The organism is Streptomyces sp. NPDC093586, from assembly GCF_044764905.1.
Taxonomy (GTDB): domain Bacteria; phylum Actinomycetota; class Actinomycetes; order Streptomycetales; family Streptomycetaceae; genus Streptomyces.
The window spans coordinates 57,137-70,008 of sequence record NZ_JBIWJA010000028.1 but is presented as its reverse complement, the minus strand read 5'-3'; the positions used below and the strand labels follow the sequence as shown (position 1 = coordinate 70,008).

At 73.6% G+C, this 12,872-nt stretch carries 10 protein-coding genes and 2 pseudogenes; 4 read left to right on the top strand and 8 right to left on the bottom strand.

What is annotated here, in order from left to right; translation table 11 throughout:
- The first annotated feature begins 71 nt into the window (after window positions 1–71).
- Window positions 72–856: pseudogene (locus ACIRFH_RS25900) on the top strand (ABC transporter ATP-binding protein).
- Window positions 857–1,035: 179 nt separating this feature from the next.
- A pseudogene (locus tag ACIRFH_RS25895) lies at window positions 1,036–1,680 on the top strand (transporter); the annotation flags it as partial.
- Between the two features lie 25 nt (window positions 1,681–1,705).
- On the opposite strand, the gene ACIRFH_RS25890 reads toward ACIRFH_RS25895, so the two are convergent.
- Entirely contained in the window at window positions 1,706–2,593 is an 888-nt protein-coding gene (locus ACIRFH_RS25890; RefSeq protein ID WP_403525309.1) for an alpha/beta fold hydrolase, read from the bottom strand.
- A 583-nt stretch (window positions 2,594–3,176) separates the two neighbouring features.
- Entirely contained in the window at window positions 3,177–3,869 is a 693-nt protein-coding gene (locus tag ACIRFH_RS25885; RefSeq protein ID WP_403525306.1) for a metal-dependent transcriptional regulator, read from the bottom strand.
- Window positions 3,870–4,094: 225 nt separating this feature from the next.
- Between ACIRFH_RS25885 and ACIRFH_RS25880 the strand changes: the two genes are divergently transcribed.
- Window positions 4,095–4,850 (top strand): SIS domain-containing protein, encoded by a 756-nt coding sequence (locus ACIRFH_RS25880; RefSeq protein ID WP_403525304.1) that lies wholly within the window; start codon window positions 4,095–4,097, stop codon window positions 4,848–4,850.
- Window positions 4,851–5,040: 190 nt separating this feature from the next.
- Here ACIRFH_RS25880 and ACIRFH_RS25875 read toward each other — a convergent pair whose 3' ends face one another.
- The 3 genes from ACIRFH_RS25875 to ACIRFH_RS25865 form a co-directional block, all read right to left on the bottom strand.
- A complete protein-coding gene (locus ACIRFH_RS25875; RefSeq protein ID WP_403525301.1) occupies window positions 5,041–6,504 on the bottom strand; it encodes a PAS domain-containing protein in 1,464 nt (487 codons plus the stop codon).
- A gap of 103 nt (window positions 6,505–6,607) precedes the next feature.
- On the bottom strand, window positions 6,608–7,327 hold the full coding sequence (locus tag ACIRFH_RS25870; protein ID WP_403525399.1) for a GNAT family N-acetyltransferase: 720 nt from the start codon (window positions 7,325–7,327) through the stop codon (window positions 6,608–6,610).
- A 709-nt stretch (window positions 7,328–8,036) separates the two neighbouring features.
- Window positions 8,037–9,137 (bottom strand): citrate synthase 2, encoded by a 1,101-nt coding sequence (locus ACIRFH_RS25865; RefSeq protein ID WP_403525298.1) that lies wholly within the window; start codon window positions 9,135–9,137, stop codon window positions 8,037–8,039.
- A 252-nt stretch (window positions 9,138–9,389) separates the two neighbouring features.
- Between ACIRFH_RS25865 and pdxH the strand changes: the two genes are divergently transcribed.
- Complete coding sequence (gene pdxH / locus ACIRFH_RS25860; RefSeq protein ID WP_403525295.1) at window positions 9,390–10,067, top strand: pyridoxamine 5'-phosphate oxidase; 678 nt, start codon at window positions 9,390–9,392, stop codon at window positions 10,065–10,067.
- Between the two features lie 246 nt (window positions 10,068–10,313).
- On the opposite strand, the gene ACIRFH_RS25855 is transcribed toward pdxH, so the two are convergent.
- From ACIRFH_RS25855 to ACIRFH_RS25845, 3 genes are read right to left on the bottom strand one after another with little or no spacing between them, the layout of a single operon-like run.
- The gene (locus ACIRFH_RS25855; protein ID WP_403525293.1) at window positions 10,314–10,928 is read right to left on the bottom strand and encodes a TetR/AcrR family transcriptional regulator; all 615 of its coding nucleotides are present in this window, start codon (window positions 10,926–10,928) and stop codon (window positions 10,314–10,316) included.
- Window positions 10,916–11,650 (bottom strand): enoyl-CoA hydratase family protein, encoded by a 735-nt coding sequence (locus ACIRFH_RS25850; RefSeq protein WP_403525290.1) that lies wholly within the window; start codon window positions 11,648–11,650, stop codon window positions 10,916–10,918. The genes ACIRFH_RS25855 and ACIRFH_RS25850 overlap by 13 nt, the downstream gene beginning before the upstream one ends.
- 53 nt (window positions 11,651–11,703) lie before the next feature.
- A complete protein-coding gene (locus ACIRFH_RS25845; RefSeq protein ID WP_403525287.1) occupies window positions 11,704–12,840 on the bottom strand; it encodes an acyl-CoA dehydrogenase family protein in 1,137 nt (378 codons plus the stop codon).
- Window positions 12,841–12,872 lie beyond the last annotated feature (32 nt).

Below are 12,872 nucleotides of genomic sequence, written 5' to 3'. Positions count from 1 at the left end.
TCGTCCTCGGTCGCCCGCGCCCCTTCGGGGCGCTCTCCCTCCCCGTAGGGTTCTTGCCGGCGGAGGGAGACGTGGTGGGCACAAGTGCCGTACGGATTCAGGGTCTCTGGAAGCGGTTCGGGCAGCAGGTCGCCGTGGGCGGGATCGATCTGGAGCTGCCCGCGGGCAGGTTCATCGGGCTCGTCGGACCGAACGGGGCCGGGAAGACCACCACGCTCTCCATGGTCACCGGGCTGCTGCGGCCGGACCAGGGGGCGGTCGAGGCGGCCGGGCACGACGTGTGGCGCGATCCGGTCGAGGTGAAGGCCAGGATCGGGGTGCTGCCCGAGGGACTGCGGCTGTTCGAACGGCTGTCGGGGCGGGAGTTGCTCGTCTACTCGGGCCGGCTGCGCGGACCGCCCGGGGCCGAGGTGGACAGGCGGGCCACGCAGTTGCTGGACGTGCTCGACCTGGCCGGGGCCCAGCACAAGCTGGTCGTCGACTACTCGACCGGCATGCGCAAGGAGATCGGCCTCGCCACCGCACTGCTGCACAACCCCGAAGTGCTGTTCCCGGACGAGCCGTTCGAGGGCGCCGACCCGGTGTCGGCGCAGACGATCCGGGGCGTCCTGGAGCGCTACACCGCGTCCGGAGCCACCGTCGTCTTCTCCTCGCACGTGATGGAGCTGGTGGAGTCGCTGTGCGACTGGGTGGCCGTCATGGCCGTCATGGCCGCCGGCCGCATCCGCGCACCGGCACGCTCGGCGAAGTGCGCGGCCGAGCGGCCTCGTTGCAGGAGGCGTTCCTCGAACTCGTGGGCGCCGACGCCCGGAACGCCGGGAGCGACCTCGACCGGCTGGGCGGCGGGGTGCGATGAGCGCCCGGACCGCCCCCGTCACGCCGGCCGCCCCCGCCGCCCCGGCCACGCCCCTCACGGCCGTGTTCGTCCGGCTGAGACTGTCCCTGCTGCGCAACGGGCTGCGCCGGTCCGGCGGACGGCGGGCCGCCTACGTCGCCTCGGCCGTCGTCGTCCTGCTCCTCGCCGCGCTCCAGCTGATCGGCCTGATCGTGCCGGTGTTCAACGCCTGGCAGGGCACCGGCTCGGTCTGCTTCGCCTGCTTCGCCTGCTTCGCCGCCGGGATGCTCGGCATCCAGATGTACAACCAGTTCGGCCAGGACACGTCCGTCTTCTGGATCGTCGCGATGACGATCTCCTCGACGCGGGACGCGTACGTCGAGCTGCGGGCCCGCGCGCTGGCCCTGCTGCTGATCACCCTGCCGTACGCCACCCTCGTCACCGTCCTGACCACGGCGATGCTCGACGACGGGGACAAGCTGCCCGAGGCGCTCGGCCTGTCCTTCGCGCTGCTCGGCGCGATGCCGACGACCGGCGCCTGGGCCTCGGCCCGCTTCCCGTACTCCGTTCCGCAGGAGGGCCACAAGAACGTGGTCCCCGGTCAGGCCGGACTGCCCTGGATCTCCCTCTTCGGCGGGATGGTGGGCGCCGCCCTGCTGTGCGCGCCGGTCATCGCGCTGACCGTCTGGCCGCACCTGCGCGAGGGCGGCGACGGGTGGGGCGCGGTCCTGCTGCCGGTGGGCGCGGTGTACGGCGCGGTGCTCACCCTGCTCGGCCTGCGTCTGGCCGCACCGCAGACGGCCCGGCGGCTGCCGGAGATCCTGTCGGCCGTCAGCAAGGGATGACCGGGGCGGGGCGGCCCACCCCGCCTCACCCCTCTCCGAGAGCGTCCAGGAACGGCTCGATGGCCGCCCGCCACGCCTCCGGCTGGTCGTAGTGGACGAGGTGGCCGGCGTCGGCGACCTCCGCGTACTGGCCGCGCGGCAGGACGCGGACCATCTCCTGCGCCTCCGCGCGGCCGAGCTCGCCGTCCAGGCCGCGCACGACGAGGGTGGGGCAGCGGACCTGGGCCAGCTCCTCCCAGTGGGCGTCGTGGACCCAGGTCTCGCGGGAGCGCAGCATCTGCTCGGGTTCGAAGACCGGGCGCCAGCCGTCCGGGGACTCGGCCATCACCTCGGCGTAGAAATCGCCCCGGGCCGGATTGGGCCGTTCCACCCACGGGTCGTCCTCGCCGAACCACTTGCGGACGTCGGCGAGCGTCGCGAAGGGGACCGGCCAGGCCCGGAACCACTCGGCCCACACCTGCTGCGAGGCACCGCCGAGCGCGGAGGCCCGCATGTCGCAGACGACCAGGCCGCGGACCAGGTCGGGTCGTCTGGCGGCGAGCTGCCAGGCGGTGAGCGCCCCCATGGCGTGACCGACGAGGACGGCCGGGGCGAGACCGAGCTGTTCCAGGGCGGCCTCGACGTCCTCGACGTAGGCCTCCCGGGTGTAGGCGCCCCGCGGGGGTTTGTCGCTGCGGCCGTGGCCTCGCTGGTCGAGGGCGACGGCCCGGTGGCGCGCGGAGAGCCAGCGGGCCGTGGGCGCCCAGTGCGACGCGCGGCCCATCAGGCCGTGCAGTAACAGCACGCCCGGGAAGCCGCCGCTGCCGTCCGCCGGGTCCGTCCCGTGCGTCCCGTCGGGTTTGGGAGGGTCGCCGAACTCCCAGGCGGCGAGGCGTACGCCGCCCGCCCCGGTCACGTCGATGCGCCGCGCCATAGGTCCTGGCACCCCCAAGTGTCGCGCCCTGTCGTGCCTGCGCCCTGCCGTCCCCGCGCTTCGTCCGTCTCCGCGCTGGTCCTGGCCGGTGCCTGTCGTCCGGGCCGTTCGTGTCCGACAACCGCAGAGTATCGAATGGGCATTCGAAAACGCCGTTCGCCGGGCAACACCCCTCCTTCGAGTGACACCCCTCAGGGATTGATCGCCGCCGCCGGGGGGAGATCTTCAGCGGGGGGCGGACCGCTCGGGGAAAACGGTCCGAGGGGACTGACCCTGAGAGCTCGGGGCTCCGGGTCAGCACAGGGGAGGACAGGCCCCGGCGCCACCAGGCGCCGGGGCCCTCTCCGTCTCTCCGGCATGATCCCTCCCCTCTCCGGCCGGGGCCGACATCGCTGTCACCCACCGCCCGGAGCCTCACGCCCGCCGCTCCACGCGACAGCCTCGCACGCGAGACGCGCGACCGCTGCGATTCGGCGCACCCCGCCCGGAAACGACGGGATCGACGCGGTGGCACGGAACACCCCCGCGCCGCGCCCCCGCGCCACCGGCCGCCCGACGGCCCGCGGCCGGCCCGCGCGGACGCTCAGCGCTTGGCGACGAACACGTGGGAGGCGACGTCCGCGTCCAGCTCGGCCGCCTCGCCGCCGCTGCCGACCAGCACACCGCCCGCCGACTCCGTCACGCTCACCACCGAGCCCGGCTGCACACCCGCCCGGCGCAGCGTGTACATCAGCTGCGCGTCCGTCTGGATCGGCTCGCCGATGCGGCGCACGACGACCGTCTTGCCCTCGGGACCCGGACCGAGGTCGGCCAGCGAGACCATGCCCTCGTCCAGGAACGGGTCGGCGCCGTCCGCCTCGCCCAGCTCCTCCAGACCCGGGATCGGGTTGCCGTACGGCGACTCGGTCGGGTGCCGCAGCAGCTCCAGCACGCGGCGCTCGACGGCCTCGCTCATCACGTGCTCCCAGCGACAGGCCTCGGCGTGCACCTGCTCCCACTCCAGGCCGATCACGTCGACGAGCAGGCACTCCGCGAGCCGGTGCTTGCGCATCACGCGCGTGGCCAGCCGACGCCCCTCGTCGGTCAGCTCCAGATGCCGGTCGGCCGCCACGGACACCAGACCGTCGCGCTCCATCCGCGCCACCGTCTGACTGACCGTCGGACCGCTCTGGTCGAGCCGCTCGGCGATCCGGGCACGCATGGGGACCACACCTTCCTCCTCCAGCTCGAGGATGGTGCGGAGATACATCTCCGTGGTGTCGATCAGTCCGGACATACGTGCCCCTTGGTGAGATCTGCCGGAGGCGGAGGCCCACCGGCGCGTGCGCTGGCCCTGGTTCCAATTCTGACGCATACCACCGACAAGCGTCCCTCGCCGGGGGCCGCCGGGACGTCCGGCACCACCGGACACGGCCCGACACGGCCCGCCCGGCCGTATTGACACCGCACAGGTCCAGACCGCACGGTGATCCGCGACGCAGCCACACCGAAGGGGCCCCGCATGAGCGACCGCAAGCCGGCCGGCCAGTTCCTCGACGCGGCGATCGACCTGCTGCGCCGCGTCCGCGACGAGGAGGCCGACGCCGTCGAGGCGGCCGGCACCCTGCTCGCCGACACCGTCCGCGACGGGGGCCGCCTCTTCGCCTTCGGCGCCGGTCACTCCTCCCTCGCCGCGCAGGACGTCGTCTACCGCGCCGGCGGACTCGCCCTGATGAACCTGCTCGCCGTGCCCGGCGTCGTCGGCGTCGACGTCATGCCGGCCACGCTGGGCTCCGCCCTGGAGCGCGTCGACGGCCTCGCGAGCGCCGTACTGGACTCCTCGCCCCTGCGCGAGGGCGACGCCCTGGTGATCATCTCCCTGTCCGGGCGCAACGCGCTCTCCGTGGAGATGGCCATGAACGCCCGCGCCCTCGGCGTGAAGGTCATCGGCGTGACCTCGGTGGCCTACGCCGCCGAGACCAGGTCCCGGCACACCTCCGGCACCTTCCTGAAGGACCACTGCGACATAGTCCTCGACTCCAAGATCGCCGTCGGGGACGCGGAACTCACCCTCGACACCGTCCCGGCGCCCTTCGCGCCCGCGTCCACGGTCGTCACCACGGCACTGATGCAGGCCGTGATGGCCACGGCGGCCGGCACCCTCGCCGAGTACGGCATCGAGCCGCCGCTGCTGCGCTCCGGCAACGTGGACGGCGGCCACGAGTGGAACGGCCGCGTCATGACGGAGTACGGCGACCGGATCTTCTACCGCCACTGACCCGCGGACGCCCGGCCGTCGGTCAGCACCGGCCCGGGGCACCGGCGGCCGGTCACCGGGCCGATTCCGTCCGGCGCAGCGTCTCACCCCGGCGGCGTCCCCGCCCACGCCCGCCATGAGCGCCTCGCCGACGACGCGTCACCGGCCCCCGGCACGCGACGCCGGGCACCCAGGCACCCGAGGAGTGCGCCTACTCCTCGACCACCGCCGCCGCCAGGTCCAGCGTCGTCGCGATGCGCACCGCCACGTCCTCCGCGTACATCGCGTCGGGCCGCTCGAACGCGCTGCGGCCCGCGCCCCGCAGGAACGTCACGACCCCCAGCGTCCGCCCCCGGCTGCGCAGCACCGTGCACAGGGCGTGCACCGTGTCCGCCGGCCACTGCCGGGCCTCGGCCCACCGGCGCGCCTGCTCGTGCGGCACCCCACCGACGCCCGCGCTGGCCCGCACCGAACCGACCCGCTCCACGCACTGCAGCGCCGGATGCCCCTCGGCGTACCGCACCGGCAGCCCGGCCGCACCGGACGGCAGACCGGTCCCCGGCGCACCGGACGGCGTCGTCACGACCCGGACCAGACGGACCGGATCCGCCGCCCCCGAATCCTCGAGCGCCCCGCCCGCCACCCGGTCGATCAACGCGTGGTCCGCGAACCCCGCCAGCGCGAAGTCGAGATGCACGGTCGCCGCCTCCGCCGGGTCCTCGCACTCCGCCGCCGCCCGCGCCGCCCGGTGCAGCTGATTGGCGCGGAATCGCAGCAGCGCCGCCTCCTGCTCACCCTGCTTGGCCTCGGTGACGTCCTGGAACAGCCAGCCGACGCCCAGCGGCACCGGCTCCTCCGCCAGCGGCGAGGCCAGCCGCACGAACCCGCTGCGCCAGCACCGCCGCCGCTCCCCCTCCGGGCCGCGCACACTCACCCACACCTCGGCGGGCGCCGGCGGCGCGCCCTCCGCCAGGACGTGCGTGAGCGCGCTCTCCAGCTCCTCCACCCCCTGGGAGAGCAGATCGCCCAGCGGCCGGCCCAGCACCGACGTACGGCCGGCGCCCAGCGCGCGCGCCGCGTGGTCGTTGACCACGGCCGGCCGCAGATCCACGTCCACGAGCACGACGCCCCAGCTCGCATCCTCCAGCAGCGCCTCGCTCAACGCGATGGACCGCTCCAGGTCGATCTGCGCGTGCACCTCGCTGAACGCGCAGTACACCCCCGCGGGTCTGCCGTCCGGGCCGCGCACGGCCGCCGACTGGGTGCGCACCAGCACCCGCCCGCCGTCCTTCGTCAGCAACGCGAACTCGTTCACCTGTCGCCCGGGGGAGCGCATCGCGGACAGCAGCCGCTCCTCGACCTCCCCGGCGTCCGCGCTGCGCACCGCCCAGCCGGCGAACCCCCGCCGCCCCACGGCCTCGGCAGCGGTCCAGCCCAGGATCCGCTCCGCCTCACGGTTCCAGTGGGTGACGACCCCCTCCGCGTCGAAGGCGCACAGCGCCGCGTCCATCCCGTCGAGGAGCGCGGCCAGAAGATCCGCACCGTCCCGCTCGGGCTGCTCCGGTTCGTCCGGCCCCAGCTCGTCGGTGGTCCCACTACGCCGGGAAGCACTCACCTGAACCCCCTGCAGGCTGCGTCCGCCGTACCGTACGCCGGTTCGTCCACTGGCCTTCATTCAACTCGAACGTGATGCAGCACACACCGGGTTCCCGCAAGATTGCGGAAATCGTTGCACGGCGGAAATCCGGCATACGTCCCTGTCATCAAGGGTCCCGCCGTCACGCCCCGGCCGCCAGCCGTAGATCGACCCACTCGTCGCTCCCGCCGTCCAGGACGTACCGCTCCCGCTCGGTGAACCCCCGCGCCGCGGCGAACCGCAGCCCGTCCTCGTCGGCCGCCGGCACCACCGTCTCCACCGCCCCGGCGCCCAGCCCGCGCGCGTGCGCCAGCCCCCGCTCGTACAGCGCCGCGCCGATCCCCCGCCCCCGGAACGCCGGCAGCACCCGGGCGATCACGGTCGCCACCCGCTCCTCCCCCTCGGGCGGCCGCACGGTGGAACATCTGACGAGCGCGTCCCCCAGGTAGGCGTTCTCCAGCCGGTACCGGCCGGCGCGCTCGCGCACGTCGTCCAGGCTCATTGCGGCGGGCGGGACGATCTCGTTGTGGACGTGCCGCCACTCCTCGGCCATGGCGTCGCCGTCCACGGCCTCGATCCGCAGTCCCGAGCCGGGCCCGACGGGCCCCCGGCGCGCGTCCACCTCGATCTCGATGCGCATCCGCTCGTCCGCGAGCCCGCACACCGCCCTCGTGGCCGTCGGCCGCACCTCGCCGAACACCCGCCGCAGTACGGGCCGGCACGGCTCGAAGTCCTCCCGCTCGGGCAGCAGGTACCGCACCCGCACCACGTCCGCGAACGTGCAGCCCGCCTCGGCCAGCGCGGCCCCGGTGTTGCGCAGGCACTGCTCGGCCTGCTCCACCACACCGCCGGCGATGGTCATCGCCGCGTAGTCGAACCCGGGCGGACTGGGCAAAACGCACACTTTGGGCGCGCTCTCGGTCGGGCCGCTCGATCACGAGGGCGGGGACCGGATCGTACGGTTCGCCGGGGAGGTGCTGGTGGCCAAGGCCACCGGACGGGGCTCGTACGCGCGGACGACTCCGGACCGGTACGGCTTTCCCCGCCTACGGCGATCACGAGCCAAGCAGCACTTCGGCTTCGTCACCGGAGACCTCGTGCGAGCAATGCTGCCCCGCGGGAGGTGGGCGGGCACGTGGACCGGTCGGGTCTCGGTCAGGTCCAGGGGGCAACACAGCCTCACGACGCCGGCGGGGCGGATCAACGTCTCCCACCAGCATCTGCAGCTGCTGCAACGAGGCGACGGGTACGGGTATGACATCCGCCGTGAGCAGAGCCGACCTGCTACTCGAAAAATAGCTTGATAGGACGGAGACCGGTTCTTAGGGTGTGCCCTACACCGAAAGGAGGTGATCCGGCGAATGTATGAATCCCGGACGCGTGAGGTGGCTGCGGGCTAGCGGCCCGGCACCACACGGAGTGCGGTGCCGGACCAGCGCGTGAACGGTGCGCGCAGCCGGCCCCAATTCCCAGCAGTCACCCGACCCGCGAGTCGCCGGTACGTCCGGCCGGCTCCTCCACGGAGGAACCAGACTCGCGGGTCGTCTGCGTTCTGCGGGGTCTGACGGGGATCAGTCCGCGATGTCCTCGTAGCCCTCGACCTCGCGCGGGTCGCGGGGGCCCGGGCCGGTGTAGCGGGCGGAGGGGCGGACCAGGCGGCCCGTGCGCTTCTGCTCCAGGATGTGGGCCGACCAGCCGGCCGTGCGGGCGCAGGTGAACATGGACGTGAACATGTGGGCCGGGACCTCGGCGAAGTCCAGCATGATGGCCGCCCAGAACTCGACGTTGGTGGCCAGGACGCGGTCCGGACGGCGGTTGTGGAGCTCCGCCAGGGCCGCCTTCTCCAGGGCCTCGGCGACCTCGTAGCGCGGGGCGCCCAGTTCGCGGGCGGTGCGGCGCAGGACGCGGGCGCGGGGGTCCTCGGCGCGGTAGACGCGGTGGCCGAAGCCCATGAGGCGCTCGCCGGCGTCGAGGGTCCTCTTGACGTATCCCTCGGCATCCCCGGTGCGTTCGATCTCCTCGATCATGTGCAGGACGCGGGAGGGCGCGCCGCCGTGCAGCGGACCGGACATGGCGCCCACGGCGCCGGAGAGGGCGGCGGCCACGTCGGCGCCGGTGGAGGCGATGACGCGGGCGGTGAAGGTGGAGGCGTTCATGCCGTGCTCGGCGGCGGAGGTCCAGTAGGCGTCGACCGCGGCCACGTGCTTGGGGTCGGGCTCGCCGCGCCAGCGGATCATGAAGCGTTCGACGACGGACCGTGCCTTGTCGATCTCGCGCTGCGGGACCATGGGCAGGCTCTGGCCGCGGGCGGACTGGGCGACGTAGGACAGGGCCATGACGGCGGCGCGGGCGAGGTCGTCGCGGGCCTGCTCGGCGTCGATGTCCAGGAGGGGCTTGAGGCCCCAGGCCGGGGCCAGCATGGCGAGCGCCGACTGGACGTCGACGCGGATGTCTCCGGAGTGGACGGGGATGGGGAAGGGCTCGGCGGGCGGCAGGCCGGGGTTGAACGCGCCGTCGACGAGCAGGCCCCACACGTTGCCGAAGGAGACGTGTCCGACCAGGTCCTCGATGTCGACCCCTCGGTAGCGCAGGGCGCCGCCCTCCTTGTCGGGTTCGGCGATCTCCGTCTCGAACGCGACGACTCCCTCTAGCCCGGGTACGAAATCGGACATCAGGCGGCTCCTCGTGGTCGTGATGTGTGGCGACGCGCGGGGGGCGGTGCGGTCGTCCCCATGGATCCACGGCCGTGTCGCGGCTCGCGGTCCCTGCGGTCACCCGTGTGATGCCCCGTCCGGACGGGGCTCATCCGGCCGGGACGGAACCAGCACGATATCCCCGGGTGCCACCTTTGGGGAGGGGTTGCGGCACTCAGTGCCACTCCGTGACGTAGGACACCCCGGACGGGGGTGCCTCGGTACGGCAGGATGGCCGATGTGACCGACCGCGATGCCGTCCCCTTCGATCTTCCCTCGATGCGCAAGCAGTACCGGGCCGACGGGCTCCTGGAGAGCGAGCTCGCCGCCACGCCCGTCGAGCAGTTCGCGCGCTGGTTCAAGCAGGCCGCGACGGAGGCCGGCCTGTTCGAGCCGAACGCCATGGTCGTCTCCACGGCGGACGCCGAGGGCCGGCCCAGTTCCCGCACGGTGCTCCTGAAGCACTTCGACGAACGGGGCTTCGTCTTCTACACCAACTACGACTCCCGCAAGGGGCGTGAGCTGGGCGAGAACCCGCACGTGTCGCTGCTGTTCCCCTGGCATCCGATGGCCCGCCAGGTCATCGTGTCGGGTGTCGCGCTGCGGACCGGGCGGGACGAGACCGCCGCGTACTTCCGGACCCGGCCGCACGGCTCCCAGCTGGGCGCGTGGGCCAGCGTCCAGTCCGCGGTGGTGCCCGGCCGGGACGCCCTGGACTCCGCGTACGCCGAGCTGGCGGCGCGCTATCCGGAGGGCGAGCGGGTGCCGGTGCCGCCGCACTGGGGCGGGTTCCGGGTGGTGCCGCGCACGGTGGAGTTCTGGCAGGGCCGGGAGAACCGGCTGCACGACCGGCTGCGGTACGTGGCGGAGGGCGACGGGGGCTGGCGGGTGGAGCGGCTCGCCCCGTGAAGCGCCGGGCGGGCCGGGGCCCGGAACGGGGTCCTGGTCGGGGCCCGGAGCGCGGTCCGGAGCACGGTCCTGGTCGAGGTCCGGGTCGGGGTCCGGAGCACGGTCCTGGTCGAGGTCCGGAGCACGGTCCTGGTCGAGGTCCGGGTCGGGGTCCGGAGCACGGTCCTGGTCGAGGTCCGGAGCACGGTCCTGGTCGAGGTCCGGAGCACGGTCCTGGTCGAGGTCCGGGTCGGGGTCCGGGGCGGGTCAGCCCAGTGCCCGGTCCAGCAGGTCCGCCCACTGGGCGACGACCCGTTCGCGCCGGGCGGTGTCGTCGGTGAGGAGGTTGGCGAGGCCGAGGCCGCGGGCCATGTCCAGGAGGCCCTGGACGGTCTCGCGGACGCCGGGGCGGCTCTCGTCGGCGCCGAGGAGGTCGACGGCGATGCGGTGGCTCTCCCGGCCGACGCGGGCCTCCAGCTCGGTCACCCGGCCGCGCAGCTGCTCCTCGTCGGAGGCGGCGACCCACAGGTGGAGGGCGGCGCGGAACAGCGGGCCCGTGTAGAGGCCGACCAGGGCGGCCACCACGGCGCGGCGGTCGCCGGCCGCCGCGCCGCCGGGGAACAGGGCGCGCAGGGCGGTGGAGCGTTCCTCGGCGACGTACTCGACGGCGGCGGTGAACAGGTCCTCGCGGGTCGGGAAGTGGTGCTGGGCGGCGCCGCGGGAGACGCCTGCGCGTTCGGCGACGACGGAGACCGTGGAGCCGGCCCAGCCGTGTTCGGCGAGGCAGGCCACGGCGGCTTCCAGGAGCCGCTGCCGGGTGGCCCGGCTGCGGTCCTGCTTGGGTACTCGTCCGGCACGGTCGGCCGTGCTCACACCACCCATTCCGGATCCCGTCGTTCGAGGAGGGCCGTCATCCCCTCCCGTGCCTGCGGGGAGGAGAACAGCCGGGCCGAGAGCGCGGTCAGGCCGGCCGCGTCCCGGTCGAAGGTCTCCAGCACCCTAGTCGTGAGCAGCCGTTTCGTCTCGGCCAGGCCCTGGGGTGAGGCACGGCGCACACCGTCGAGGACGGGTGCGAGCACGGCGTCCACGTCGTCGCCGGCCGCCGTGACCAGGCCGGTGCGGACGGCCTCGGCGGCGTCGAAGCGCTCGCCGGTGAGGTAGTGGCGGGCGAGGGCGCGGGGGTCGGCGCGGGGCAGCACGGTGAGGCTGATGACGGCGGGTGCCACGCCGATGCGGACCTCGGTGAAGGCGAACGTGGCCGCGTGGGAGGCCGCCGCGATGTCACAGGCGGCGAGCAGGCCGAGGCCGCCGGCGCGGACGTGTCCGGTGACCCGGGCGATCACCGGTTTGGGCAGCTCCACGATCTGCCGGAGCAGGGCGGCGAGCGCGTCCGGGCGGGGCGGGTCCCGCAGGTCGGCGCCGGCGCTGAAGGTGGTGCCGGTGTGGGTGAGGACGACGGCGCGGACGCCGGTGTCCTCGCCGGCCTCGGTGAGCGCGTCGGCCAGGGCGGTGACGAGGGCGGCGGAGAGGGCGTTGCGGTGGTGCGGGGAGTCGAGGGCGAGGGTCTCGACTCCCCGCGTGCGGGTGCGGGCGATCAGGGTCACGGGCGGTCCCTCGGTTCAGGGTGGAGGAGCGCGGGGGGCACGTCGTCGCCGGGTCAGTACGACTTGGGCAGGCCGAGGGTCTGGTGGGAGACGTAGTTGAGGATCATCTCCCGGCTGACCGGGGCGATACGGGCCACGCGCGCGGCCGTGATCAGCGAGGCGAGTCCGAACTCGCGGGTGAGGCCGTTGCCGCCGAGGGTGTGCACGGCCTGGTCGACGGCCTTCACACAGGCCTCCCCGGCGGCGTACTTGGCCATGTTGGCCGCCTCGCCCGCGCCGATGTCGTCGCCGGCGTCGTAGAGGTGGGCGGCCTTCTGCATCATCAGGCGGGCGAGTTCGAGGTCGATGTGGGCCTGGGCGAGGGGGTGGGCGATGGCCTGGTGGGCGCCGATGGGGGTCTTCCACACGGTGCGTTCGCGGGCGTACGCGAGGGCCTTGGTGAGGGCGTGGCGTCCCATGCCGATCGCGAAGGCCGCGGTCATGATGCGTTCGGGGTTGAGGCCGGCGAAGAGCTGGAGGAGGCCGGCGTCCTCGTCGCCGACGAGGGCTTCGGCGGGCAGCCGGACGTCGTCGAGGGTCAGCTCGAACTGCTTCTCGGCGGCGGCGAGTTCCATGTCGATCCGCCGGCGTCCGAAGCCGGGGGTGTCGCGGGGGACGATGAACAGGCAGGGCTTGAGCCTGCCGGTGCGGGCGTCTTCGGTGCGGCCCACGATCAGGGTGGCGTCGGCGATGTCGACGCCGGAGACGAAGACCTTGCGGCCGGTGAGGATCCAGTCGCCGGTGGCGCCGTCGCGGCGGGCGGTGGTGGTGATGCGGTGGGAGTTGGAGCCGGCGTCGGGTTCGGTGATGCCGAAGGCCATCAGGCGGCTGCCGTCGGCCAGGGCGGGGAGCCAGGCGCGTTTCTGGGCCTCGGTGCCGAAGCGGGAGATCACCGTGCCGCAGATCGCCGGGGAGACGATCATCATCAGCAGGGGGGTGCCGGCGGCGCCCATCTCTTCGAGGACGAGGCAGAGTTCGGTGATGCCGCCGCCTCCGCCGCCGTACGCCTCCGGCAGGTTGACGCCGATGTAGCCGAGCTTGGCCGCGTCCTGCCAGAACTGTTTGTCGTCGGTGCGGGGGTGGTGCTTCGCGAAGGCGGCCACCGCGGTGCGGAGGGACTTGTGCTCTTCGGATTCGATGAGGGTGGTCACGGGGCTCCTTCGGGTGCGGGTCGTGTGTGGTT